15 protein-coding genes are annotated in these 25,258 nt (G+C 65.6%); 8 read left to right on the top strand and 7 right to left on the bottom strand.

Features of this window, described 5'->3' with window-relative positions:
* Positions 1-7: 7 nt before the first annotated feature.
* Positions 8-1,957, bottom strand: coding sequence for a 4-alpha-glucanotransferase (malQ, locus tag AKN83_RS15035; RefSeq protein WP_050402080.1), 1,950 nt, complete (start codon positions 1,955-1,957; stop codon positions 8-10).
* A gap of 203 nt (positions 1,958-2,160) precedes the next feature.
* On the opposite strand from malQ, the gene AKN83_RS15030 reads away from it, so the two are divergent.
* Genes AKN83_RS15030 through treY form a run of 6 tightly spaced genes read left to right on the top strand, consistent with a single transcriptional unit; the run spans position 2,161 to position 16,182 of the window.
* Positions 2,161-4,110, top strand: a complete 1,950-nt coding sequence (locus AKN83_RS15030; protein WP_050402079.1) for an alpha-1,4-glucan--maltose-1-phosphate maltosyltransferase — start codon at positions 2,161-2,163, stop codon at positions 4,108-4,110.
* Between the two features lie 10 nt (positions 4,111-4,120).
* Positions 4,121-7,426, top strand: a complete 3,306-nt coding sequence (gene treS / locus AKN83_RS15025) for a maltose alpha-D-glucosyltransferase (protein ID WP_050402078.1) — start codon at positions 4,121-4,123, stop codon at positions 7,424-7,426.
* Positions 7,423-9,570 carry a 1,4-alpha-glucan branching protein GlgB gene (gene glgB / locus AKN83_RS15020; RefSeq protein WP_050402077.1) on the top strand — a complete coding sequence of 716 codons (2,148 nt, stop codon included), beginning with the start codon at positions 7,423-7,425 and terminating at the stop codon, positions 9,568-9,570. The genes treS and glgB overlap by 4 nt, the downstream gene beginning before the upstream one ends.
* A 3-nt stretch (positions 9,571-9,573) precedes the next feature.
* Positions 9,574-11,646, top strand: a complete 2,073-nt coding sequence (gene glgX / locus AKN83_RS15015; protein WP_050402076.1) for a glycogen debranching protein GlgX — start codon at positions 9,574-9,576, stop codon at positions 11,644-11,646.
* Positions 11,643-13,394: a malto-oligosyltrehalose trehalohydrolase gene (gene treZ / locus AKN83_RS15010; protein ID WP_050402075.1), complete on the top strand. Its 1,752-nt coding sequence runs from the start codon at positions 11,643-11,645 to the stop codon at positions 13,392-13,394. Before glgX ends, treZ begins: the two co-directional genes overlap by 4 nt.
* A 4-nt stretch (positions 13,395-13,398) precedes the next feature.
* Complete coding sequence (treY, locus tag AKN83_RS15005) at positions 13,399-16,182, top strand: malto-oligosyltrehalose synthase (protein WP_063695356.1); 2,784 nt, start codon at positions 13,399-13,401, stop codon at positions 16,180-16,182.
* 110 nt (positions 16,183-16,292) lie between these two features.
* Here treY and AKN83_RS15000 read toward each other — a convergent pair whose 3' ends face one another.
* Positions 16,293-16,601 carry a polyhydroxyalkanoic acid system family protein gene (locus tag AKN83_RS15000; protein WP_050402074.1) on the bottom strand — a complete coding sequence of 103 codons (309 nt, stop codon included), beginning with the start codon at positions 16,599-16,601 and terminating at the stop codon, positions 16,293-16,295.
* Between the two features lie 164 nt (positions 16,602-16,765).
* On the opposite strand from AKN83_RS15000, the gene AKN83_RS38290 reads away from it, so the two are divergent.
* Positions 16,766-16,930 carry a DUF3309 family protein gene (locus tag AKN83_RS38290; protein WP_021080901.1) on the top strand — a complete coding sequence of 55 codons (165 nt, stop codon included), beginning with the start codon at positions 16,766-16,768 and terminating at the stop codon, positions 16,928-16,930.
* A 178-nt stretch (positions 16,931-17,108) separates the two neighbouring features.
* Here the strand turns inward: AKN83_RS38290 and ligD are convergent, their stop codons facing one another.
* Positions 17,109-19,751, bottom strand: coding sequence for a DNA ligase D (gene ligD / locus AKN83_RS14995; protein ID WP_050402073.1), 2,643 nt, complete (start codon positions 19,749-19,751; stop codon positions 17,109-17,111).
* A 124-nt stretch (positions 19,752-19,875) separates the two neighbouring features.
* Here ligD and ku point away from each other — a divergent pair, with 124 nt between their 5' ends.
* Complete coding sequence (gene ku, locus AKN83_RS14990; protein WP_050402108.1) at positions 19,876-20,763, top strand: non-homologous end joining protein Ku; 888 nt, start codon at positions 19,876-19,878, stop codon at positions 20,761-20,763.
* 148 nt (positions 20,764-20,911) lie between these two features.
* Here ku and AKN83_RS14985 read toward each other — a convergent pair whose 3' ends face one another.
* From AKN83_RS14985 to AKN83_RS14970, 4 genes are read right to left on the bottom strand one after another with little or no spacing between them, the layout of a single operon-like run.
* A complete protein-coding gene (locus AKN83_RS14985) occupies positions 20,912-21,148 on the bottom strand; it encodes a DUF6496 domain-containing protein (RefSeq protein ID WP_050402072.1) in 237 nt (78 codons plus the stop codon).
* Between the two features lie 58 nt (positions 21,149-21,206).
* Positions 21,207-21,896: a response regulator gene (locus tag AKN83_RS14980; protein WP_050402071.1), complete on the bottom strand. Its 690-nt coding sequence runs from the start codon at positions 21,894-21,896 to the stop codon at positions 21,207-21,209.
* Complete coding sequence (locus AKN83_RS14975; protein WP_050402070.1) at positions 21,893-24,604, bottom strand: sensor histidine kinase; 2,712 nt, start codon at positions 24,602-24,604, stop codon at positions 21,893-21,895. Before AKN83_RS14975 ends, AKN83_RS14980 begins: the two co-directional genes overlap by 4 nt.
* Before the next feature lie 39 nt (positions 24,605-24,643).
* The gene (locus AKN83_RS14970; protein ID WP_050402069.1) at positions 24,644-25,249 is read right to left on the bottom strand and encodes a K(+)-transporting ATPase subunit C; all 606 of its coding nucleotides are present in this window, start codon (positions 25,247-25,249) and stop codon (positions 24,644-24,646) included.
* Between the last annotated feature and the right edge of the window lie 9 nt (positions 25,250-25,258).

Raw genomic sequence — 25,258 nt, 5'->3', positions numbered from 1 at the left:
CTCCGCGTTATTCCGCGTGCGACCGCTCGCGGGTTGCACGCTTGAGCGCGTCGATATCGATCGCCGACGCGAGATGCTCGAGCGAGACCGGCAGGCGCCGTTTCCAGTTCGGATGCTCGTAGACGGTGCCGGGGATATTCGGCTGCTCGACAATGCCGAGCAGATCCTCCATCGAAACCGCCATCATCCGCGAACGCGTCCGTGCCAAGAAGCTCGCGACCGAATAGAAGTCGTGGCTATTGATGCCGTGCCGGTGCAGCACCTCGTCGAGCTGGCCGAGCGCGTGCCAGCGTCCCTCGTCGGTCTCGCCGGGATCGATGCCGAGCGCGCGCTTGGTCTTGAGGTCGCTGAACGAACGCCAGCCGGCATAGGTCGACAGGTCGTGGGTGTTGAACGTCACCAGCGCGTTCGGCAGATAGTAGTCGGCGTTGCGGAAGGTGCCCTGGTCGTCGGTCTCGAACATCATCACGAGATAGGACCAGATGCCCCAGCCGTTCATCTGCTCGCGGAACCCCGGGGGCACCGTGCCGAGGTCCTCGCCAATCACGACGCAGCGGCTTGCAACGCTCTCCTGCGCGGTCGCCGCCAGCAGCGCCTCGAACGGCATCAGTACATACGCGCCGTTGGCCGGGCCGAAGCCGCGCGGTACCAGATAGAGCCGCTTCAATCCGAAAGCATGGTCGAGCCTGATGGCGCCGGCATGGTGCATCGAGGCGCGCAGCATCTGCCTGAACGGCTCGAACGCGCGCTGCTCGAGGCCCGCGGCATTGAAGCCGGCAAGTCCCCAGTCCTGGCCCGCGGTGTTGAGCGGATCAGGCGGCGCTCCGACGCCGAGGTGACGCGAGATCGCGGTCTGCTCATTCCAGGCGTCGAAGCCATCCGACTGCACGCCGACGGCAACGTCGAGATAGAGCCCGACCCGCATGCCGAGCCTGTGCGCCAGCGCCTGGCAAGCGCCGAGCTGCCGGTCCGCGGTCCATTGCACGAATTCGACGAACTCGACCTCGGCGGCGGTGTCGCGCGCCCGGCGCAATTTCGTGCACGCCGCATCATTGGGCTGCCGCCACTCGTCCGGCCATTCCCACCACGGCGTGATGAATTTGTGCCGCATCACCTCGAAGCAAGCGAAGCGCGACAGCAGCGCGCCCTGCTCCTTGCGATAGGCCTCGAAATCCTGCCAGCGGCCGAGGCCCGGATTGGCCTTGAAGGCCGCGAAGGCGGCCCGCAGCGCCGGCCATTTCAGCGCGGCCGCACCGACATAGTCGACCATGTCGCGGCTACGAAGCTGCGCTAGCGCGGCTTGCGCCTCGGCATCGATGTGGAATTCGGGAATCTTCGCGACGTCGATATAGAGCGCGTTGAGAAACAGCCGGCTGTTCGGCGAGTACGGGCTGCAATCGCCGGGCCGATCGTCGAACAGCGCGTGTAACGGATTGAGCCCGATACCGTCGGCGCCGAGCCGATGAGCGAATTCGAGCAGGCCCTGCAGATCGGTGAAGTCGCCGATGCCCCAGTTGTGGGCGGACCGCACGCCATAGAGCTGCACCGCGATCACCCAGCAGCGGTCGAACGCGCCGCCGAACGCAGCCTCGGGCGCTACCAGGAACGGCAGCTCCTCGCTGCCCGATGCGTCCTTGAGCTGCAACCGGTGCACGCCCTCGGGCAGGCCGGATGGCCACGCCACGCTCCTCCCATGCGCCTCGCCCTGCGCGAGCAGCGTGGCGCCATTGGTGATCGTCCACTGCACGGGAAGCCGGGCCGCCTCGGAGAGCTGCGTCTGTCCGCTATGGCTGCCTCTGACGACCACGGGATCGGCGATGATCCGCCGCGGCGTCTGGGGCGGCAGCGCCGCGAGGATCGCCGTCAGCGCCTCGGGGGTTGTCACACGGCGGTGACCGCTACCATCGATATACTCGGTCTGGATTCCCAGGGTCTGGGCTTTGGCGTAAAGGTCCATTCGGCACGCTGCCTGCTCGCAACGGTATTGGGATCGTTGCTAAATTGTACAGATACGGGAAAGGGATAGTTGATGTTCAACGCTCTACCCTATCCAGCGTTCCCACCGGGAACCATTGCCCGGCGAGCGGCTTTCTATATGGGTCTGGCGTGCCTCCTTCCCGGCGCGGGGGCTTCATTTGCCTATTCAATGGCGGCATCACCGTGAACAAAACCACCCGGCCTGTCGAGAGTGCCAATGGCACTTTTCATATCACCGATGTCTATCCGTCGGTTGATGGCGGCCGCTTTGCGGTCAAGCGCATTGCGGGCGAACCTGTCGAGGTGTGGGCCGACATCTACCGTGACGGACATGATGTGATCGCAGCGGCATTGGTGTGGCGGCATGAGGGCGACGGCGAATGGCAACGTGCGCCCATGACGCTGCACAGCGATGACCGCTGGGGCGGCGCCTTCGTGCCCGAGCGGACCGGCCGATACAGCTTCGCGATCGAGGCCTGGACCGACGAATTCGCCAGCTGGCGGGATCGCTTCGAGCAGAAGCAGCGCGACGGCGGCGACCACACGCTGGATGCCGTCGAAGGCGCGGGCATGCTGACCCAGGCGCAAGCCGGGGGACCTGCCGCAGCCGCGATCATCATCAGGCAGTGCGAGATCTTTCTGCAGACCGGCGAGCCCGGCGCGCTGCTCGCTCCCGAATTATGCGAGGCGATGGCCGGCAGCCAATTTCGCCGCGACCTGATGCGGTCGCAGCTCTATCCGCTCACCGCCGACCGGCCGCGGGCGCGCAGCGGCGCGTGGTACCAGATGTTTCCGCGCAGCCAGGGCAAGACGCCGGGCGTGCACGCGACCTTCAAAGACTGCATCGCGCGGTTGCCCGATATCGCCGCGATGGGCTTCGACGTCGTGCTACTGGCGCCGATCCACCCGATCGGGCGGACCCATCGCAAAGGCCGCAACAATGCCGCCATCGCGCAGCCAGGCGATCCCGGCAGCCCCTACGCGATCGGCGCGGCGGAGGGCGGCCACGACGCGGTGCATCCGGAGCTCGGCACGCTCGACGATTTTCGCGCTTTCGTCGCGGCATGCCATGCCCACGGCCTCGAGGTCGCGCTCGATTTCGCCGTGCAGTGCGCGCCCGATCATCCCTGGCTGACCGCACATCCGCAGTGGTTCAAGCGCCGTCCGGACGGCTCGATGCGCGCGGCCGAACATCCGCCGCAGCGCTGGGACGACGTTGTCAACCCGGATTTCGGTTCCGAGGACGCAGCCGCACTGTGGCGCGCGCTGCGCGATGTCGTGCTGTTCTGGGTCGAACAGGGCGTCAAGATCTTCCGGGTCGACAATCCGCACACCAAGCCGCTGGCATTCTGGGAATGGCTGATCCGCGAGGTGAGGGATCGGGATGCCGACGTGCTGTTCCTTTCCGAAGCCTTCGCGCGGCCAAAACTGATGAAGGGTCTCGCCAAGCTCGGCTTCACGCAGTCCTATACTTACTTCACCTGGCGCACGCAGCGCTTCGAGCTCGAACAGTATCTCGGCGAGTTGACCTCCTATCCCGATCGTGACTTCTTTCGGCCGAATTTCTTCGTCAACACACCTGACATCCTGCCCTTCCACCTGCAAAGCGGCGAATCCTGGATGTTCAAGTCGCGTCTCGCGCTGGCCGCGACGCTTTCAAGCAGCTACGGAATCTATAGCGGCTTCGAATTGCTCGAGCACGCGCCGATCCCCGGCCGCGAGGAATATCTCAACTCCGAGAAATACGAGATCAGGGTTCGTGACTGGGATCGGGCCGGGAACCTCAAGCCCTATATCGCGGGCCTCAACCAAATCAGGCGCGGCAATCCGGCCCTGCAACAATTCGCCAATCTGCGCTTTATCAATGTCGATGACGGCGGCGTGATCGGCTTCGTCAAGGAGGCAGTCGATCAGGGCAATGTGATCGCGGCCGCGATTGCATTGTCGGCTGAGCCGCGTGAGGTCTGGCTTCCGCTCGGCGACGTCATGGTCGGCTGCGGCGATGGCCGCCGCCCCGTCACGGAAGTGGAAGACCTTGTTACCGGCGAGCGCCATGCGCTCGAATGGGGTGGCATCCGCCTGCGTCTAGATCCTGCGCGCGATCCCGCGTTGCTATTGCGCTGTGTCGCCTGAAGGGGCCCTCATGAACGTATTCTCCTCCGTCAACACCGACGTGAAGGTCGCGACCGAGACCGCGGACCAGCTGTGGTACAAGGACGCGATCATCTACCAGCTGCACGTCAAGGCATTCGCCGACAGCAACAATGACGGCATCGGCGACTTCACAGGTCTGACGGAGAAGCTCGGCTATCTGCAGGAGCTCGGCGTCACCGCGCTGTGGCTGCTGCCGTTCTACCCCTCGCCCGGCCGCGACGACGGCTACGACATCGCGGACTATGGCGACATCAATCCCGATTTCGGGACGATGAAGGACTTCAAGCGCTTCATCCAGGAGGCCAAGCGGCGCGGCCTGCGCGTCATCACCGAGCTCGTCGTCAACCACACGTCGGACCAGCACGCCTGGTTCAAGCGCGCGCGCCGCAGCCCGCCGAATTCGAGCGCGCGCAGCTGGTACGTCTGGAGCGACACCGACCAGAAATACCTCGATACCCGCATCATCTTCACCGACACCGAAAAGTCGAACTGGACCTGGGATCCGGAGGCCGGCCAGTTCTACTGGCACCGCTTCTTCTCGCACCAGCCGGACTTGAATTTCGACAATCCGCGCGTGGTGCGCGCCATCGTGCAGGTGATGAAGCGTTGGCTCGACACCGGCGTCGACGGCTTCCGGCTCGACGCCATTCCCTATCTGTGCGAGCGCGACGGCACCAACAACGAGAACCTGCCGGAGACGCATGCCATCATCAAGCGGCTGCGCCAGGAGCTCGACGCCTATGCCAAGGGCAAGATCCTGCTGGCCGAGGCCAATCAATGGCCGGAGGACGTGCAGGAATATTTCGGCCATGGCGACGAATGCCACATGGCCTATCATTTCCCGCTGATGCCGCGCATCTACATGGCGATCGCGCAGGAAGACCGCTTTCCGATCACCGACATCCTGAGGCAGACGCCCGACATCCCGTCGGCGTGCCAGTGGGCGCTGTTCCTGCGCAATCACGACGAGCTGACCCTGGAAATGGTCACCGACGTCGAGCGCGACTATCTGTGGTCGACCTACGCCAACGACCCGCGCGCCCGCATCAATGTCGGCATTCGTCGTCGCCTTGCGCCGCTGATGGACAACGACCGACGCAAGATCGAGCTGATGAACTCGCTGTTGCTGTCGTTCCCCGGCACGCCGATCATCTATTACGGCGACGAGATCGGGATGGGCGACAACATCTATCTCGGCGACCGCAACGGCGTGCGGACCCCGATGCAATGGTCGCCGGACCGCAACGGCGGCTTCTCGCGCGCCGACCCGGCGCGGCTCTATGCGCCGATGATCATGGACCCGGTCTATGGCTATGAGGCCGTCAATGTCGAGGCGCAATCGCGCAGCCTGTCGTCGCTGCTGTCGGCGACCAAGCGGCTGATCGCGGTGCGCAAGTCGACGCTTGCCTTCGGGCGCGGCACCATGACCTTCATCCGCCCCGAGAACCGCTCGGTGCTCGCCTATGTCAGGCAGTACCAGGGCGAGGTCATCCTGTGCGTCGCCAACCTTTCGCGCTCGGCGCAGGCGACCGAGCTCGACCTCTCCGCCTTCAAGGACCGCATTCCGCTCGAGATGCTCGGGCGTACGCGCTTCCCGGCAATCGGCGAGCTGCCGTACATGATCACGCTGGCGCCTTACGGCTTCTATTGGTTCCAGCTGCAGGAGCGCGACAAGTCCGAGCCGGTGAAGCCGCGGGCGGTGCCGGAATTCGAGACCCTGGTGGTGCCGCTCAATTCGACCTGGACCTCGCTGGCGCGGGAGCGCGGCGTGTTCGAGCACGAAGTGCTGCCCGGCCATCTCGCGCGCACGCGCTGGTACCCGGAGCATTCCGCGAAGGCGATCCAGCCGACGCTGGTCGCCGCGATCCCGTTCTGCGACATCGGCGACAACCGGCCCTGGCTGATCTTCTTCGAAACCACCGAGCGCGGCACCACCAGCCGCTACGTGCTGCCGATGCAGATCGAATGGGTGCGCTTCGATCGCGAGCGCTACAACCCGCGCGCCTTTGCTGCGGTTCGTCAGGGCGCGCGCGAGGGCACGCTGCTCGATGTCGCCACCGACCAGATCTTCACCGGCCTGTTCCTGCGCAATTTGCGGGAAAACCTCACTGTCGACGAGGGCGAGCAGGGCCTGAAGCTCGAATTCCGGCCGACCAGCCGCTTCTCCGACCGCCCGGTGCGGCAGCCGGAGCGGATCCGCGTGTTCGAGAACGATCAGCCGCACTCGACCGCGCTGGTCGACAACGAGTATGTCACCAAGATCTACCGGAAGCTCGAGGTCGGCATCAATCCGGAGATCGAGATGGGCCGCTTCCTCACCGAAGTGGTCAATTTCCCCAACACGCCGGCGTTGCTCGGCACGTCCGAACTGGTGGACGGCGACAATCGCAGCGCGATCGCGGTGCTGCACGCGATGGTGGTCAACCAGGGCGACCTCTGGAACGTCGGCGCCGCGCACCTCGACCGCCTGGTCGAGCGACAACGTCTGCTGGCGGCGAGCGAACATCCGGAGGAGGACGGCGATCAGGCCACTTATCTGCGTCACCTGTCGCACAGCGGAAAGCGTCTCGCCGAGCTGCACATCGCGCTCGCCAGCAACCGCGACCTGGCGGACTTCGCGCCCGAGCCGACCAGGCCCGAGGACCTGCAGCGCTGGAACGACGAGATCATGGCGCGCGCCGAGCGCGTGTTCGACACGCTGAAGCAGCGGCGCGGCTCCCTGAAGGAGGCCGACCGAGTGCTGGCCGATCAGTTGCAGGCTCAGCACGACGTGCTGCCGGAGCGGCTCAAGGCGCTGTTGCCGCGCGAGACCGACGGGCTGAGCATCCGCCATCATGGCGACCTGCATCTCGGCCAGCTGCTGGTGGTCAAGGACGATGTTTTCATCATCGATTTCGACGGCGGACCGGGCCGCACCATCGCCGAGCGGCGCCGCAAGGCACCGCCGGCGCGCGACGTCGCCGGCCTGATCCGCTCGATCGACTATGCCGCGATCGCAGCGCTGGAACGCGCGCTCAAGGTCGCTCCCGACGAGAGCGGCAGGGTGAGCCTTGCTTTGGCCGAATGGCGCGACCAGGCGACGGACGCCCTGCTGGCTGCCTACCGCGAGACCATGGCGGGGCAACGCCTGTGGCCCACTGAGGCCAGGGCAGCCGATCGCCTGCTCAACTTTTTCCTGCTTGAGAAAGCCTTCTACGAGATCGAGTATGAGCTGGCCAACCGGCCGGATTGGCTGCGGGTGCCGCTCGCCGGCCTGCTGAGGATCCTGGCGCAACAGCCGCATGAGGTTGCATGAACAAACTGCCCGCCGAGGCCTATGCCATCATCGAGGGCCGCCATTCCGATCCGTTCCACTATCTCGGGCTCCACGCCGAGGGGGATCGCAAGGTCGTGCGCGCCTTCCTGCCGGATGCAACCAATGTCGAGGCGATCGGCGAACATGGCGAAACGGCACCGCTGGCGCGGATCCATGACGCGGGCCTGTTCGCAGGTCCCCTGCCGAACGGCTCGACGCGCTACCAGCTCCGCGCCCGCTTCGGCGACAACATCGTCGAACTGGAGGACGCCTACCGCTTTCCGCCGATCCTGAGCGATTTCGATCTCTATCTGCTCGGCGAAGGCACGCATCAGCGCATCTACGACACGCTCGGCGCCCATCCGATGACGCTCGACGGCGTCGACGGCATCGGCTTCGTGGTGCTGGCGCCGAATGCGCGGCGGGTCAGCGTGGTCGGCGACTTCAATTTCTGGGACGGCAGGCGGCATCCGATGCGGGTGCGCGGCCCGGGCTATTGGGAGCTGTTCATCCCGCGCGCACGCGTCGGCGACCACTACAAGTTCGAGATCATCGGGCGCAACGGCCAGCATCTGCCGCTGAAGTCCGATCCGCTGGCGTTCGCCGCCGAGGTGCGCCCGAAGACCGCCTCGATCGTGATCGACGAGCGCAAGATCCCGCACCCGCGCCCGGCGCCCGACCGCGCCAACGCGCTGAGCTCGCCGATGTCGATCTACGAGGTCCATCTCGGCTCATGGCGACGCAAGGGCCGCAATGAGTGGCTGACCTATCGCGAGATGGCGGAGCAGCTGCCGGCCTACGCCAGCGACATGGGCTTCACCCATGTCGAATTCCTGCCCATATCAGAGCATCCGTTCGACGGCTCGTGGGGCTATCAGCCGACCGGCATGTTCGCCCCGACCAGCCGGTTCGGCTCGCCGGATGATTTCGCCGCGCTGATCGACGCCTGCCACGGCGCAGGCCTCGCGGTGATGCTCGACTGGGTCCCCGGACACTTCCCAGACGATCCGCACGGACTCGGCAATTTCGACGGCACCGCGCTCTACGAGCACGCCAATCCGTTGCAGGGCCGGCACCTCGACTGGGGCACGCTGATCTACAATTACGGGCGCACCGAGGTCACCAACTTCCTGGTGTCGAACGCGCTGTTCTGGCTCGACCGCTACGGCATCGACGGGCTGCGCGTCGATGCCGTCGCCTCCATGCTCTATCTCGACTACAGCCGCCCCGCCGGGGGCTGGATCCCGAACAAATATGGCGGGCGGGAAAACATCGAGGCGATCGACTTCCTGCGCCGTTTCAATACCGAGCTGTACGCGCGCTTCCCGCAGGCGACGACGGCGGCCGAAGAATCCACCGCGTGGCCGCAGGTGTCGCGTCCGGTCGAATATGGCGGGCTCGGCTTCGGCTACAAGTGGAACATGGGCTGGATGCACGACACGCTGAAATACATCGGCAAGGATCCCATCCACCGCAAATTCCATCACGGCGACATCCTGTTCGGCCTGCACTACGCCTTCTCGGAGAACTTCATCCTGCCGCTGTCCCACGACGAGGTCGTGCACGGCAAGCGCTCGATCCTCGGCCGCATGCCCGGCGACGACTGGCAGCGCTTCGCCAATCTGCGCGCCTATTACAGCTTCATGTTCGGCCATCCCGGCAAGAAGCTGATGTTCATGGGCTGCGAGTTCGGCCAGGAGCGCGAGTGGAATCACGACTATTCGATCGATTGGCATCTGCTGCAGCAGCCGAGGCACAGCGGCATCCAGAAATTGGTCCGCGACCTCAACCGGCTCTATCGCGCACTGCCGGCGCTGCATGAGCTCGACTGCGACCAGGCCGGCTTCGAATGGGTCATCACCGACGATGCCAACAACAACGTGTTCGGCTGGATCCGCAAGGGCAATGACGCGCGCGCCCGCTGCCTGGTGGTCCTGAACTTCTCGCCCAACGTCTACCGCAACTATCGCGTCCGGGTGCCGTTCGCGGGCAAGTGGCACGAGGTGTTCAACTCGGATTCCTCCCATTACGGCGGCACCAATGTCGGCAATATCGGCGAGGTCCGCGCTTCGGAAGGTACCGCGCCCGAGTTGAGCCTGACCATTCCGCCGTTGGCTGCGATCTTCCTCGTACCGGAAAGCTGACTCATGCGACTGACTGGGGGAACGTCCGCACGGCTCGGTGCAAGCTGGGACGGCAGAGGCACCAATTTTGCGCTGTTCTCGGCGAATGCGGAGAAGGTCGAGCTGTGCCTGTTCGACGGCCAGGGCCGCCGCGAGCTCGAGCGGATCGAGATGCCGGAGCGCACCGAGGACGTCTGGCACTGCTATCTCAACGACGTCTCGCCGGGCCAGCTTTACGGTTACCGCGTCTACGGGCCGTACGCGCCGGAGCGTGGCCACCGCTTCAACGCCAACAAGCTGCTGCTCGATCCCTATGCCAGGCGGCTCGCCGGCCGGCTGGTGTGGAGCGATGCGCATTTTGCCTACCGCACCGGCAGCGCCCGCGAGGACCTCTCGTTCGACCGGCGCGACAATGCCCGCGGCATGCCGAAGGCTGTGGTGGTCGACGAGAGCTTCAACTGGGGCCGCCGCGAGATCCGCCCGCAGATTCCCTGGGAAGACACCATCATCTACGAGGCCCACGTCAAGGGCCTGACGCAGAAGCGCGAGGACGTGCCGCCGAATTTGCGCGGCACCTATGGCGGCCTGTCGTCGCCGGCGATCATCGATCACCTCAAGCGGCTCGGCGTCACCACCATCGAACTGCTGCCGATCCACGGCCTGATCGACGACCGCGTGCTGGTCGAGAAGAAGCTGTCGAATTACTGGGGCTACAACACCATCGCGTTCTTCGCGCCGGAGGCGCGCTACGCCCAGGACAATGCACTGGACTCGTTCCGCACCACGGTGGCGCGGCTGCACGATGCCGGCATCGAGGTTCTGCTCGACGTGGTCTACAACCACACCGCCGAGGGCAACCACATGGGCCCGACGCTGTGCTTCCGCGGCATCGACAATGCCTCCTACTACTGGCTGAACCGCGAGAACCCGCGCTTCTACGACGACTTCACCGGCTGCGGCAGCTCGGTCAACCTCACCCATCCGCGCGTGCTGCAGATGGTGATGGATTCGCTGCGCTACTGGGTCGAGGTCTGCCATGTCGACGGCTTCCGCTTCGATCTCGCCACGACCCTGGCGCGCGGCCCGAACGGCTTCGAGCGCAACCATCCCTTCCTCGCCGCGATCCGCCAGGACCCGGTGCTGGCGACCGTGAAGATGGTCGCCGAGCCCTGGGACCTGGGTCTCGGCGGCTACCAGGTCGGCGGCTTTCCGTCGCAATGGTCGGAGTGGAACGACCGCTACCGCAGCGCGATGCGGCGCTACTGGAGCGGCGAAGGCAGCTTGATCGGCGACATCTCGGGCCGCATGACCGCGTCCTCCGACCTGTTTCACCACGACAACCGCGCGACCCGCGCCAGCATCAACCACATCACGGTGCATGACGGCTTCACGCTCGCCGACCTCTTCAGCTACAACGAGAAGCACAATGAGGCCAATGGCGAGGACAATCGCGACGGCTCCAACGACAACCACAGCAACAATTGCGGCCATGAAGGCCCGACCGACGATCCCGCGATCATCGCGCTGCGCCGCCAGCTCAGGAAGAATGCGCTGGCCTGCCTGCTGCTGGCGCAGGGCACGCCGCTGATCCTCGCCGGCGACGAGGTCGCCAACACGCAAGGCGGCAACAACAACGCCTATTGCCAGGACAATGAGACCGGCTGGATCGGCTGGGAGAATCTCGGCACCGACGACGACGCCATCGCCTTCATCGGCCACCTCACCGCGCTGCGCCAGCGCTTCAGCCAGATCCGCTGCCAGCGCTGGCTGGACGGCCGCCGCACCGACGGCAGCTATGGCGTGCTCTGGCTAACGCCGGCTGCCGAGGAAATGACGGAGTCCGACTGGAAATTCCCGGAGAGCCGGTTCCTCGCCTACGTGCTGGGACCGATGGAACAAGGGCACGCGCCGATCTTTATTGTGCTGAATGCCGCGCCGCAGGAGATCGTGTTCAGGATGCCGAGGATGGCGGAATACAAGAGTTGGCAGCAGGTCTTGAACACGACCAAGGCAGAGCAAACGGCCGAGCAATTCGCAGCCGGCGCCGACATGACGGCACCGCCGCGCTCGGTGCTGGCATTTGCAGGCTCCCCATGAGCGCACGGCATTTCGGCCCTGAGCTGACACCTGATGGCACGCGCTTGCGGCTCTGGGCGCCGGCGGCCAAACGCGTCGATCTCCTGCTCGATAAGCCGCATCCACTCACGCGCGATGCCGCCGGCTGGTACGTCGCCGAGATCCCGGGCGCGCGCGCCGGCACGCGCTACAAATTCCGCATCGATGACGAGGTCGATGTGCCCGATCCGGCCTCCGCGTTCCAGCCGGACGACGTGTTCGGCCCAAGCGAGGTGATCGATCACTCAGCCTTCAAATGGCGCGCAACGGAATGGCGCGGCCGCCCCTGGCATGAGGCGGTCATTCTCGAGGCCCATGTCGGCACGTTCACGCGGGAGGGCACTTATCTTGCCATGATCGACAAGCTCGATCATCTCGTCGCAACCGGCATCACCGCGCTCGAGCTGATGCCGCTGGCGGATTTCGCAGGCAAGCGCAACTGGGGCTATGACGGCGTGCTGTGGTACGCGCCCGACAGTACCTACGGCCGCCCCGAGGACCTCAAGACCCTGATCGACGAGGCGCATCTGCGCGGGCTGATGGTGATGCTCGACGTCGTCTACAACCATTTCGGGCCCGAGGGGAATTATCTCGGCCGCTATGCGCCCGCCTTCTTCAGCGACGCGCATACGCCGTGGGGCAGCGCCATCGATTATCGCGTACCCGAGGTGCGCGCGTTCGCGATCGGCAGCGTCGTGAGCTGGCTGCGCGACTATCGCTTCGACGGACTGCGCTTCGACGCGGTCAACACCATCGTCGAAGCCGGCGAAGTATCGATCCTGCATGACTTCAGCAAGGCCGCAGGCCAGCTCGCCACCGAGACCGGGCGGCAGATCAACCTCGTGCTCGAGAACGGCGACAACATCGCAAGCCTGCTCGATGCCGCCGAGGATCCGCCGGACGGCAAGTTCCGCGGCCAGTGGAACGACGACTATCATCACGCCTGGCACGTGCTGCTGACCGGAGAAAGCCAGGGCTACTATGGCGACTACCGGACGCCGAAGCAGCACCTCGCACGCGCGCTGTCGTCCGGATACGTCTACCAGGGCGAAGTATCCGAGTTCTGGGGCGGCAAGGCGCGCGGCGAACCGAGCGGTATGCTGTCGCCGACCTGCTTCATCAACTTCCTGCAGAACCACGACCAGATCGGCAACCGGCCGCTCGGTGATCGGCTCGAAAGCATCGCAAGGCCAGAGGCGATGGAGGCGGCGCTGGCGGTCACGTTGATCGCGCCAAACACGCCGATGCTGTTCATGGGCGAGGAATGGGGCGCGACGACGCCGTTCCCGTTCTTCTGCGATTTCAAGGGCGACCTCGCCAATGCCGTCCGCGCCGGCCGGCGCAAGGAGTTCGCCTGGGCCTATGCCAAATACGGCGACGACATTCCCGACCCGCTGGCCGAGGCGACGGTGCGATCGGCTGCGCTCGACTGGGCGGCGCTTGGCCGCGATCCCGCCCGCGCGCGCCTAAAGCTGGTGCGCGACCTGCTCGCCGTGCGCCGGCGCGAGATCACGCCGCGGCTCATTGGGGCGCGCTTCGGCGGCGACCGCGTCACCGGCGATCTCCTGACCGCGCATTGGCAGATGAGCGATGGCCGCACGCTGTGGCTCACAGCCAATCTGTCGGATCGGGCCATCGCCGGCGTTGCGGAGCCGAAGGGAACTGTGATCTGGGGCGGCGCGTTGTCCGGCGACCTCCCTGGCTGGGCGGTGCGCTGGCACATCGGATAGCACAATGCCTCCGGCGATCCCGATCGCGACCTACCGACTGCAACTCACCGCCGATTTCGACTTCGATGCCGCCGCCGCGGTGGCGCCGTATCTGAAGGCGCTCGGCATCAGCCATGTCTATGCGTCGCCTTTCATGAAGGCGCGGAAAGGGTCGACACATGGCTATGACGTGGTCGACCACACCGAGTTCAATCCGGAACTCGGCGGCGAAGACGGCTTTGCGCGGCTCAGCGACGCGCTGAAGCAGAACGACCTCGGCCTGATCCTGGATTTCGTGCCGAACCATGTCGGCGTGCACTTTGCCGACAATCCATGGTGGCTCGACGTGCTGGAATGGGGACCGGCCTCGCCGCACGCGGTCTCCTTCGACATCGACTGGGACCAGCTGCCGTATCGTGCGCGCGGCGGCGTGCTGCTGCCGATCCTCGGCTCGTCCTATGGTCAGGCCCTGGAGCGCGGCGAGATCGCACTGCGCTACGAAGCGACCGAAGGCAGCTTCTCCGCCTGGTACTTCGAGCACCGCCTGCCGATCGCGCCGGAGCGCTATGGCGAGGTGCTGCGGACCATCGTCCGCGAGGCCGGCGCCGAGGACAGCCCGGCCGGCCGCGCGCTGCTCGAGCTCGCCGCCAGATATCGCGGGCTGCGCCACCCGAACCGCAGGGAAGCACCGGCCCTGAAGGCCGCGATCCAGGCGATCGAAGGCGGTGCCGGGATCATCGCGCGCGGGCTGGACGCTTATCGCGCCGCCGAGGACCGGCCTACCCAGACGCTGGCGCTGCATCATCTGCTGGAACGCCAGCACTACAAGCTCGGCCACTGGCGGCTTGCCTCCAGCGACATCAACTATCGCCGCTTCTTCGACGTCAACACGCTGGCCGGCCTCAGGGTCGAGGACGCTGCCACGTTCGAGGCGAGCCACAGCCTCGTCAAGCGGCTGATCGCGGAGGACCGGCTGCAAGGCCTGCGGCTCGACCATATCGACGGCCTGCGCGATCCCGCGCAATATTTCCAGCGGCTGCGCCGCCTGATCCGCTCTGCGCAGGGCGGCAAGGCCAAGCCGTTCTACATGGTGATCGAGAAGATCCTCGGCGAGGATGAGAAGCTGACGAAGTTTGCCGGCGTGCACGGCACTACCGGCTACGAATGGATGAACACGATCAGCCAGGTGTTGGTCGATGGCACCGGCCTCGAGCCGCTCAACGAGATCTGGCGCCAGATCAGCAACCAGTCGCCGAACCTGATGCCGGTGCTGCGCGCGGCTAAGCGCCGCGTGCTGGAGACCTTGCTGACCAGCGAATTCACCGTGCTGGCGCGGCTCGTCGCGCGCATCGCCAGCGGGCACTATTCGACCCGCGACTTCTCCGCCGACAGCCTGCGGCAGGCGCTCGAACTCTACGTGCTGCACTTCCCGGTCTATCGCACTTATCTTACCGCCTCCGGCCCGACCGCACATGACCGCGCGCTGATCAGCGCGACCATCGAGCGCGCCCGCGCCGACTGGTACGCCGCGGACGAAGGCATCTTCGACTTCCTGCGCGATGCCCTGACCATGGACCTCCTGAAACCCGGCCGGCCGCCGCACAGCGCGCCGCGGGTGCGCCGCTTCGCGCTGAAGGTGCAGCAATTCACCGGGCCGATGATGGCGAAGTCGCTGGAGGACACCACGTTCTATCGCTACCACCGCCTGCTCGCGCTCAACGAGGTCGGTGGCGATCCGGCCGCCGGCTCAATCGCGCCCGAGACCTTCCACGCCATGATGCAGACCCGCGCCCGCGAATGGCCGCACGGCATGACGGCGACCGCGACCCATGACACCAAGCGCGGCGAGGACGCCCGCGCCCGCATCATGGCGCTCGCCGAAATTCCCGGCGAATGGACCAGCGCGGTAGCGCGCTGGAAGGTGCTCAACGCGCCGCATCTGGTGCTCGACGGCGAGATGCGGGCTCCATCGGCGACGTTCGAATACATGCTGTATCAGGCCCTGCTCGGCGCCTGGGACCCGGACGACCCGTCGCTGGTCGGCCGCATCCAGGCCTATGCCCTGAAGGCCGCGCGCGAGGGCAAGCAGGAGACCAGCTGGCTCAATCCGCACGAACCGTATGAAGCCGGCGTGAAGACCTTCATCGCGCGGATCCTCGATCGCAGGGCCTCGCCTGAATTCCTCGATGCGCTGGAGGCGCTGGCGCAGCGCACCGCGCTGATCGGCGCGTTGAATTCGCTGAGCCAGATCACCCTGAAGGCGACGATGCCGGGCGTGCCGGATTTCTACCAAGGCACCGAAAGCTGGGATCTATCGCTCGTCGACCCCGACAACCGCCGTCCGGTCGACTTTGCCGCACGCGCTGACCTGCTCGCGGCACTGGAGGCGTCGGATTGGGATGCACTGGCGGAAAGTTGGCGCGACGGCCGCCTGAAGTTCGCATGGACGCGGCATCTGCTGCGGCTGCGCAACGCGCTGCCCGAGATTTTCACCAGCGGCGACTACCAGCCGCTCGCGGTCAGCGGCGCGCATCGCGATCATGTCATCGCCTTTGCACGGCGCCATGGCCGCGATGCGGTCATCGTCGCGGTGGCGAAATCATTTGCCCCGTTCACGCAAGGTGGACGCAGCTGGCCGCGCGCTGAGGCCTTTGAAGGCGAGATCGACGTGGCTGGATATGCGCTCCCCGGCGGCGACGGCAACGTTCAGCTCTCGAGGTTGTTCGCAAAACTGCCGGTCACGGTGCTGAAGGCGAAGGCCCCGGCTGGAACGAAGCAAGCCCCAAAACGCGCACGCGCGCATGGCTAGAGCATGATCCGGAAAAGTGTGAAGCGGTTTTCCGACAAGATCATGCTCAAACAAGGAGCCAAAGCGCGATGACGATTCAACTCAATCTCATCGCGCTTTAGCGCCGCGCATCAGCGCTTGGTCAGCAGCAGCTGCCCGCTCTTCTGAATCGCGACCTGCGCGACCTCGGCGAACCGTTGCAACAGCCACGGCAGTGTCACCTCAAGCCGCACATGGGTGTCCTCGACATCGAGATATCCGGCCGCGACCTGGCCCAGCGCATGGACGCGGAAGTTCATGCGGTTATTCTCCCAGCGCTCCTCGTCGACGCTCATGACCGGCACGTTCGCCGCTGCGCGCGACAGGCCTGTTTTCAGGCGGCGCATGGCCTCGTCGCGGCCGAGGCTGTGGGGGATCGAGACGATCAGCGGAGCCGACATCGCAGTGCACTCCTCCATGGTTTCCGTTGATGTAGTTCTGTTCCAAAGCAAATGGAAGATCGCACAGTTTTATCGCACCGCTCAAACCGGAACCTTCATAGTTGCAGGTTGTTTCCTTCCCGACGGGCAGCGACGACGAGCCCGCGGGGCTGAGGAGGACTGACATGTCAATTGGAACGATCATTCTTATCATTCTGGTCATTGCGCTGCTTGGCGGCTTCAGCGGCATCGGCGGCGGACCGTTCTACGGCACCGGTTACTATGGCGGGGGCGGTCTCGGCTTGGTGATCGTGATCCTGCTGATCCTGCTGCTGCTGGGACGATTGTAGCGCCCCCCCGGCGCGCCGTGTCATATCAATGACTATCGTCACCCGCGAAAGCTTTCGCGGGTGAACCAGTTTTGAAGAGGCGCTGGCGATTAAGCCGATAAGCCGCGGCGCACTCGATACCTTGCCTTCGAGCGGGTAGGACGACTACGCCAGCGGCACAAGCTTGCTTAAACCTTTGCTAGTGCGCCCCGAGCTTCTTCATCGCCGCCTTGATCGACGACGCCGCATCCTCATAGCCGTTCCACGCCTTGCTCCTGGCGAGCAGCGCCGGCACGGTCCTTACCGTGTATTTCTTCGGATCGAGGTCGCCGCGCACCTGGGTCCAGGTCAGCGGCATCGACACCGTGGCGCCCGGCCGCGCCCGCGGCGACAGCACCGCGACCGCGGTCGAAAGCCGGTCGTTGCGCAGATAGTCGAGGAAGATCTTTCCGGTGCGCTTGGCCTTCGACATGTTGATCAGAAAGCGCTCGGGTTCGTCCTGCGCCATCCATTGGCAGATGCCTTGCGCGAACGCCTTGGCTTCCTTCCACGTCACCTTGTCCTTGGCGCCTGCGAGCAGTGGCGCCACGACATGGAGGCCCTTGCCGCCGGTGGTCTTGCAGAAGCTCTCGAGGCCGACCGCGGTGAGCCGCTGGCGCATGTCCTTGGCGGCATCGACCACGTCGGAGAACGCGACGTCGGGTGCGGGATCGAGATCGAACACCAGCCGGCCCGGCGTGTCATAGGCATCGGGCGCGCAATTCCAGGGATGCAGCTCGAGGCCGCCGAGCTGCGCGACCGCCGCGAGGCCCTCGACCTGGTCGATCTGCAGATAGGGCTTGCGGTCGCCGGAGACCTTGGCGAGCTTGAGGAGCTTCGACGTGCCGGCCATCGCGTGGCGCTGGAAGAACGTCTCGCCCTTGATGCCGTCGGGCGCGCGCACGATCGAGCACGGCCGGCCCTTGAGGTAGGAGATCATCCACGCACCGACCGCCTCGAAATAGTTGGCGAGGTCGAGCTTGGTCACCGGCTTGCCGTCGCCGGCGTCGGGCCACAAGGCTTTGTCGGGATGCGAGATGGCGACGCCCATGACCTCGCCGGATTTTGCTTTCGCCATCGGCTTCACCACTTTGGTTGCCACCGGCCGCTCGGCCTCGACTTCATGCGCCGGCTTGTCCTGACGCAGGCCCTTGAACGCTGCCTGGCGGATATTGCCGGCATCGGTCCAACCGGCGAACTCGATCTCGGCGACCAGCTCAGGCTTTAGCCAGTGCACGTCGCGGGTCTTCTTCGGCGCGTCCTTGCCGCCGAACGGGCTGGTGTCGGATGCCGCCGCTTTCAGCGCCGGCATGATGCGACGGACGGTGTCCTGGCCGAAGCCGGTGCCGACGATGCCGACAAACGCCAGGTGGCCATCACGATAGACACCGGCCATCAGCGAGCGGAATTTGCCATTGGTGGTCTTCCAGCCGCCGAGGACCACCTCGTGGCCGGCACGAACCTTCGCCTTTGTCCAGTCATCGGATCGGCCCGACCGGTATGGCCTGTCGAGACGCTTGGAGACGATGCCTTCCAGCCCGAGCTTGCGCGCGGACTCCAGCACGGCCTCGCCGCTCTCCTCGAAATGCTCGACATAGCGGATCAAGGGGTTCTTGCCCTTGCGCGCCCCGAGCACCTTCTTCAGCCGCGCCTTGCGCTCGCTGAGCGGCCGCGGACGCAGATCCTCGGTACCGGCAAACAGCAGGTCGAACGCATAGAAAACCAGCTGGTCTGTTTTGCCGTCCGATAGCGCCGCCTGCAGCGCGGAAAAATCCGGCGTTCCGTTCTTGTCCAGTGCGACGATCTCGCCATCGATCAGCACGTCCGGCAGCCTGCCGGCTTCCTTGGCGATCGCGCCAAATTTGTCGGTCCAGTCGAGTGCCTTGCGGGTTTTCAGCACGGCCTCGCCGCCCTCCACACGGAGCTGCACGCGATAACCGTCGAACTTGATCTCATGGCACCAACCTGCGCCACTGGGCGGGCTCTCGACCGCGGTGCAGAGCTGCGGCGCGACGAAATCCGGCATCTCCGTCACTTGCTTGGCCTTCGCCTTCCGCGGCGCCTTCAATTGTCCCTTTAGTTTCTGCTTGGGCGCCGGCGCCTTGGTCCTGGCGCGCGCGTCCGCCGCCATGCCATGGTTGGACTGCCAGACCGCATCGGCCTTGGCCTTGCCATTGCCCTTGCTGGTCCCCTTGGCCAGCATGAACGGCTTCGGCGCCCGGCCCTTGCCGGCCGCGATCTCTGCCATCGAGCGGCCGGAGGCGACCGAGCGGTCCTCGTCGAGGACCGCCTCGCCGTTGCCATCGACGGCATATTCGTCGCGGTGCTTGATCAGCAGCCAGTTGGTGCGCTTGCCGCCGAAGCGGTCGTTCTTCATCCGCACCAGCACCCAGCTGCCGTGCAGCTTGTCGCCATGCAGCGTGAACTTCAGATCGCCTTTCTTGAAGCCGCGCTCGGGATCGTCCGATTCCCAGGTGCCGCGATCCCAGAGCTGCACCGTGCCGCCGCCATACTGGCCTTCCGGAATGGTGCCTTCGAAATCGCCATAGTCGAGCGGATGATCCTCGACCTCGACCGCCAGCCGCTTGTCATGCGGATCGAGCGACGGCCCGCGCGTCACCGCCCAGGACTTGAAGACGCCGTCGAACTCCAGCCTTAAATCATAATGCAGCCGCGTCGCGTCGTGCTTCTGGATGACGAAGCGCCGCTGCTGGCCGGGGGCGACCTTGACGTCGCCCGACGGCTCATCGGTCTTCTCGAAGTCGCGCTTCTTGCGATAGGTGGTGAGGTTTCTCAGCGGCACGTGATTTCTCAGCTATACGTCCACGCCTCGGCGCAAACGGTGGCCGCCGCCTCTGCGCGGCCTTCAGGAACCAAAACCTACGGTATCCGTTCAAGTTCCAAACTCAAGCTGTTTGGAGGCGATCATGGCCGCTCCCCGCGCCTACTGGAAAGGCACGCTCAAACTCTCGCTGGTGTCGTGCCCCGTGGCGCTCTACCCGGCCTCCACCACGGTCGAGAAAACCCGCTTTCACATGATCAACCGCGAGACCGGCAACCGGCTGAAGCAGCAGATGGTCGATAGCGAGACGGGCGACGTCGTCGACGGCGACCAGAAGGGCCGCGGCTACGAGGTCAGCAAGGGCAAATATGTCGAGATCGAGAAGGACGAGCTCGAGGCGGTGCAGATCGAGAGCAACCACACCATCGACATCGACAGCTTCGTGCCCGAGGGCGAGATCGACAAGCGCTATCTCGACCATCCCTATTACATCAGGCCCGACGGCAAGGCCGGCGTCGACGCGTTCGCTGTGATCCGCGACGCCATGAAGGACCAGGACCGCGTCGCGCTGGCGCGCATCGTGCTGACCAACCGCGAGCACGTGATCGCGATCGAGCCGCTCGACAAAGGCATGCTCGGCACCACCTTGCGCTACCCCTACGAGGTACGCGATGCCGACGATTATTTCGACGATATCAAGAGCCCGAAGGTGACCAAAGACATGATCGAACTGGCCGGTCACATCCTCGACAGCAAGGCCGCGCATTTCGACCCGTCGAAATTCAAGGACGAGTACGAGACCGCGCTGAAGGCGCTGGTCCGCCGCAAGGCCGCCGGCAAGCCGATCAAGGCCGCGGCGCGCGAGGAGAAGCCGAGCAATGTGGTGAGCCTGATGGACGCGCTGAAGCAGAGCCTGAAGGACCGGAAAGGTGGCGCCAGGCGCGCAGGCTCAAGCGCCCGCCGGCCGGCTGCGCATCGCCGTCCCGCCAAGAAGGCGCACCGGTCTAGCGCGCGATCGCGCAAGGCGGGGTAAGGCCTCTTCACGTCATTGCGAGCCACCCGGTCGGCGCGCAGCGCCGCCGGATGACAGGCTCCGCGAAGCAATCCATCTGTCCCGGCGTGGAGAGGTGGATTGCTTCGCCGCTTCGCTCGTTGCAATGACGAGGATCGATATGCGAAGACTACTTCTTCTTCGCAGTCTTCCGCTTCTTCGCCGTCTTGCGCTTCGCTGTCTTCTTGGATGCCTTCTTCGGCACCTTCCGCCCCTTGGCGCGCGCCTCGGACAAGCCGATCGCGATCGCCTGCTTGCGGCTCTTCACCTTCTTCTTGGAGCGGCCGCTGCGCAGCGTGCCGGCCTTGCGTTTCTTCATGACACGCTCGACATCGCCCGATGCCTTCCGCGAGTATTTCCTTGCCATGGCTTGTTCTCCCGGTAACGGAAAACGAGCCTTGATGGGAGCGAAAGTTCCGAAGCTCTCAGTCCGCCGCGCGCAGCCGATAGCCGATGCCGGTTTCGGTCAGCACGAACTGCGGACGCTCGGGGTCGGCCTCGATCTTCTGGCGGAGCTGGCGCACATAGACCCGCAGATATTGCGCATCGGTCAATTCGTCCCACAATTCCTTCAGGAGGAAGCGATGGGTCAGCACCTTGCCGGCATGCTGCACCAGCACGCGCAACAGGTCGTACTCCTTCGGCGACAGCTTGATCTCCCTGTCGCCGACCTTGACGATCCGGCGCACCAGGTCGACCGAGAGATCGCCGGAGCGGAACACCGGGCGCTCGCCCTGCACCTGCAGCTGGTGGCGCAATGCAGCGCGCAGCCGCGCCAGCAATTCGTCCATGCCGAACGGCTTGGTCAGGTAGTCGTCGGCGCCGAGATCGAGCGCCTGCACCTTGCCGGCCTCGTCGCCGCGGCTCGACAGCACCACGATCGGGACGCTCTCGTTGCGGCCGCGGATCATGCGCAACAGGTCGTGGCCCTGGATATCGGGCAGGCCGAGATCGAGGATGATCAGCGCCGGCTCTTCGCCCAGCATTTCCAGCGCGTTTCTGCCGTTGGAGGCTTCGAGGATGTCGTAGCCCTGCGTACTCAGCCCCATCCGCAGCAGCTTGCGGATCGGCGGCTCGTCGTCGATGACCAGGACCTTGATCGGCGTGGCGTTCATGCAGCAGTGTCCAGCGCGTTGGCGTCGGCCGGGATCGGCAGGCGGATAGAAATGACGGCGCCGCTGCGGTCGGCGCGGTTGGCGGCCGCGATCGTGCCGCGCATCGCCTCGACGAAGCCGCGCGAGATCGCAAGGCCGAGGCCGGTGCCTGGGCGGATATGGTCGCCCTTCTCGGCGCGATAGAACTTGTCGAACACGCTTTCGAGCTCGGCGGCGGGAATGCCGTTGCCTTCATCGAGGATCTGCAGCGTCACGGCATCGCGGTCGCGCACGCCGCGGATCGAGATGGTGGTGTCCGAGGGCGCGTATTTCGCGGCGTTGTCGAGCAGATTGAACAGCACCTGCTCGAACAGCACGGCATCGAGCTCCAGCATCGGCAGGTCGGCGGCAAGCTCCAGCGAGACGCGGTGATGCACCAGGATCTTGGCGGCACGGCGCAGCGCGCTGCCGACGATCTCGCCCACATCGTGCCGCGCGGTGTTCGGCACGATCGCGCCGGATTCCAGCTTGGTCATGTCCAAGAGATTGGCGATGAACCGGTTCAGCCGCTCCGACTCGTCGATCACGGTCGCGAGCAGATCGTGCTTCTGGGCGTCGCTCAGGCTGGCGCCGAGATCGCGCAGCGCCGAGGCCGAGCCGAGCACCGAGGCCAGCGGCGTCTTGAGATCGTGCGAGATCGAGGTCAGCAGCGCGCCGCGCAGCCGGTCGGATTCGACCGTGCGCTTGACCCGGTCCATGTCCTCGACCAGCAGCACGCGCTCGATCGCGAGCGCACCCTGGTCGACCAGCGCGTCGAGCAGCCGGCGCTGGTCCGGGGTCAACAGCGGCCCGGTGCGGTCGTCGTCGATGCCGATCACGCCGATCGGGCCGCGGCCGGTGCGCATCGGCAGGAACAATCGCTTGCCGCCCGGCAGCGTGTCGGAGCCGCGGCCGGCCGGGCGATCGTTGCCCCAAGCCCAGTTGGCGGCGGCAAGATCAGCCTGATCGAGCTGGTCCTCGGGCGGATAGCCGCTCTTGACGGTCAGCATGCCGCCCTCCGGCAGCAGCAGCACCACGCGCACCTTCAGCATCAGGGCGATCTGGTAGGCGGTCGCCCACAGCACGTCGTCGAGCGTCGCGGTGCCGGCGAGCTTGCGGCTGAAGGCGTAGAGCGATTCGGTGGTGCGGACGCGGCCGATCGCGGTGTCGGCCTGGGTGCGCACCCGTGCCGCGACGTTGGAGACGATCAGCGCGATCAGCATGAAGAAGAAGAACGCCGCGACGTTGGTCGGGTCGGTGATGGTGAAGGTGTAGACCGGCGGCAGGAAGAAGAAGTTGTAGCACAGCGAGGCCGCGACGCTGGCCAAGAGCGACGGCCCCAGGCCGTAGCGCGCCGCCGCACCGACCACCGCGGTGATGAAGACGAGGTCGACATTCTCGATGCCGAAAAACGGCTGGATCAGCTTGGCCGCGCCGAGCCCGATCGCCGTCAGCAGCAGCGCCATCAGATAGGGCCGCGGATTGAACGGCTCCTGGCGCTGTGCGGTCTGCACCGCCGCCTTGCCGACCGGCAGCTCGTCGCCGGCGATCACGTTGACGCTGATGTTGCCGGCGCGGCGCACCAGATCGTGCACCACCGAACCGCGCGTCAGCTCGAACCAGCGCGAGCGCGTCGACTTGCCGATGATGATCTGGGTGACGTTGTTGGCCTGGGCGAAATTGATTACGTCGTCGGCGATGCGGCGGCCGACGCCGGGAAGGGTCAGCGCCTCGCCGCCGAGCGATTCAGCGAGCCGCATGGTGTCGGCAAGCCGGTCGCGCTGCTCGTCGCTGAGTTGAAGGCTGCGCCGCGTTTCGATGCTGACCGCGGTCCATTGCGCATGCAACCGGTCAGCCAGGCGCTTGGTGTAGCGCACGAGGCCGGCCGCGCGCGGATCCTCGCTCAGGCACACCAGGATGCGCTCGCCGGCGGCCCAGGGCCCCTGGATCGCATTGGCCTGCATGTGGGTGAGCAGCTGCTCGTCGACCCGTTCGGCGGTGCGGCGCAACGCCAGCTCGCGCAGCGCGGTGAGATTGCCGGGCGAAAAATAGTGCTCCAGCGCCCGCTCCGCCTGCTTGGGCACATAGACCTTGCCCTCCTTCAGCCGCTGGATCAGGTCGTCGGGCGTAAGGTCGATCAGCTCGATCGCATCGGCGCGATCGACCACCGAGTCGGGCACAGTCTCGCGCACCCGCACATGGGTGATCTGCGCGACGACGTCGTTGAGGCTCTCGATGTGCTGGATGTTGATCGCGGTGTAGACATCGATGCCGTGCGACAGCAATTCCTCGACGTCGAGATAGCGCTTGGGATGCCGGCTGCCCGGCGCATTGGTATGGGCGAGCTCGTCGACCAGTGCGAGCTGCGGCCGCCGCGCGATCAGGGCGTCGAGGTCCATCTCCTCGATGGTTTGGTCGCGATAGGTCAGCCGCTTCCGCGGTATCACCTCGAGACCCCTCAGCAGCGCCTCGGTCTCCACCCGTCCATGGGTCTCGACGACACCGACCACGACGTCGACGCCCGCCTTGAGGCGGGCGTGAGCGCTCGAGAGCATCTCATAGGTCTTGCCGACGCCGGGAGCGGCGCCGATGAAGATCTTCAGCCGCCCCGACCGATCGGTCTCGCGGCGCGCCGCCTCGAGCAGCGCATCCGGCGAGGGTCTTTTATCGGGGTCACGCTGATTGGCCATACCGCAATATAGTCATCCTGCGAGAGCGGGCCTACTCCCCTATTTCGCCTTTGCCGCGTCGAGCGCCAGGTTGAGCGCAAGAACGTTAACGCGGGGCTCACCGATCACGCCGGCGAAGCGACCCTGCGTGTTCTGCGTCACCAGCTCGCGCACCGCGTCCTCCGACATGCTGCGCGCCTTGGCCACCCGCGGCACCTGGAACAGCGCAGCGTCCGGCGAGATGTCGGGATCGAGGCCGCTGGCCGAGGCGGTGACGAGATCGACCGGCACGCTGGCCGACGGATTCTCCGCCTTCAGCTTCTCGACATCCTCCTTGACCCGGTCGCTCAGTGCCTTGCTGGTCGGGCCGAGGTTGGAGCCGCCGGAATTGGCAGCGTTGTACGGCGCCGGCACGGTCTTGGAAGCGTCGTTCGGATCGGGCGCCGTCGTCGCCGACGGCCGGCCGTGAAAGTACTTGTCCTCCTTGAACTCCTGCCCGATCAGGGCGGAGCCGATCACCTTGCCGCCCTTCTCGATCAGGCTGCCTTGCGCCTGCTTCGGAAAGATGACGCCGGCGATCGCCGTCATGGCGAGCGGATAGGCAAGGCCCGTGATCGCAGTCAGCAGGACCAGCACGAGGATGGCGGGGCGGATTTCTCTCAACATGATTGCGGC

Origin of the sequence: Bradyrhizobium embrapense (genome assembly GCF_001189235.2) — a bacterium.
GTDB lineage: Bacteria > Pseudomonadota > Alphaproteobacteria > Rhizobiales > Xanthobacteraceae > Bradyrhizobium > Bradyrhizobium embrapense.
This window is presented reverse-complemented; position numbering and strand designations above follow the sequence as displayed.

What these genes read in the sequence shown, in the direction of transcription:
- malQ (WP_050402080.1), bottom strand. Translation starts at nt 1,957, where the DNA reads ATGGACCTTTACGCCAAAGCCCAGACCCTGGGAATCCAGACCGAGTAT.
- treS (WP_050402078.1), top strand. Translation starts at nt 4,121, where the DNA reads ATGAACGTATTCTCCTCCGTCAACACCGACGTGAAGGTCGCGACCGAG.
- glgB (WP_050402077.1), top strand. Translation starts at nt 7,423, where the DNA reads ATGAACAAACTGCCCGCCGAGGCCTATGCCATCATCGAGGGCCGCCAT.
- glgX (WP_050402076.1), top strand. Translation starts at nt 9,574, where the DNA reads ATGCGACTGACTGGGGGAACGTCCGCACGGCTCGGTGCAAGCTGGGAC.
- treZ (WP_050402075.1), top strand. Translation starts at nt 11,643, where the DNA reads ATGAGCGCACGGCATTTCGGCCCTGAGCTGACACCTGATGGCACGCGC.
- treY (WP_063695356.1), top strand. Translation starts at nt 13,399, where the DNA reads ATGCCTCCGGCGATCCCGATCGCGACCTACCGACTGCAACTCACCGCC.
- AKN83_RS15000 (WP_050402074.1), bottom strand. Translation starts at nt 16,601, where the DNA reads ATGTCGGCTCCGCTGATCGTCTCGATCCCCCACAGCCTCGGCCGCGAC.
- AKN83_RS38290 (WP_021080901.1), top strand. Translation starts at nt 16,766, where the DNA reads ATGTCAATTGGAACGATCATTCTTATCATTCTGGTCATTGCGCTGCTT.
- ku (WP_050402108.1), top strand. Translation starts at nt 19,876, where the DNA reads ATGGCCGCTCCCCGCGCCTACTGGAAAGGCACGCTCAAACTCTCGCTG.
- AKN83_RS14985 (WP_050402072.1), bottom strand. Translation starts at nt 21,148, where the DNA reads ATGGCAAGGAAATACTCGCGGAAGGCATCGGGCGATGTCGAGCGTGTC.
- AKN83_RS14980 (WP_050402071.1), bottom strand. Translation starts at nt 21,896, where the DNA reads ATGAACGCCACGCCGATCAAGGTCCTGGTCATCGACGACGAGCCGCCG.
- AKN83_RS14975 (WP_050402070.1), bottom strand. Translation starts at nt 24,604, where the DNA reads ATGGCCAATCAGCGTGACCCCGATAAAAGACCCTCGCCGGATGCGCTG.
- AKN83_RS14970 (WP_050402069.1), bottom strand. Translation starts at nt 25,249, where the DNA reads ATGTTGAGAGAAATCCGCCCCGCCATCCTCGTGCTGGTCCTGCTGACT.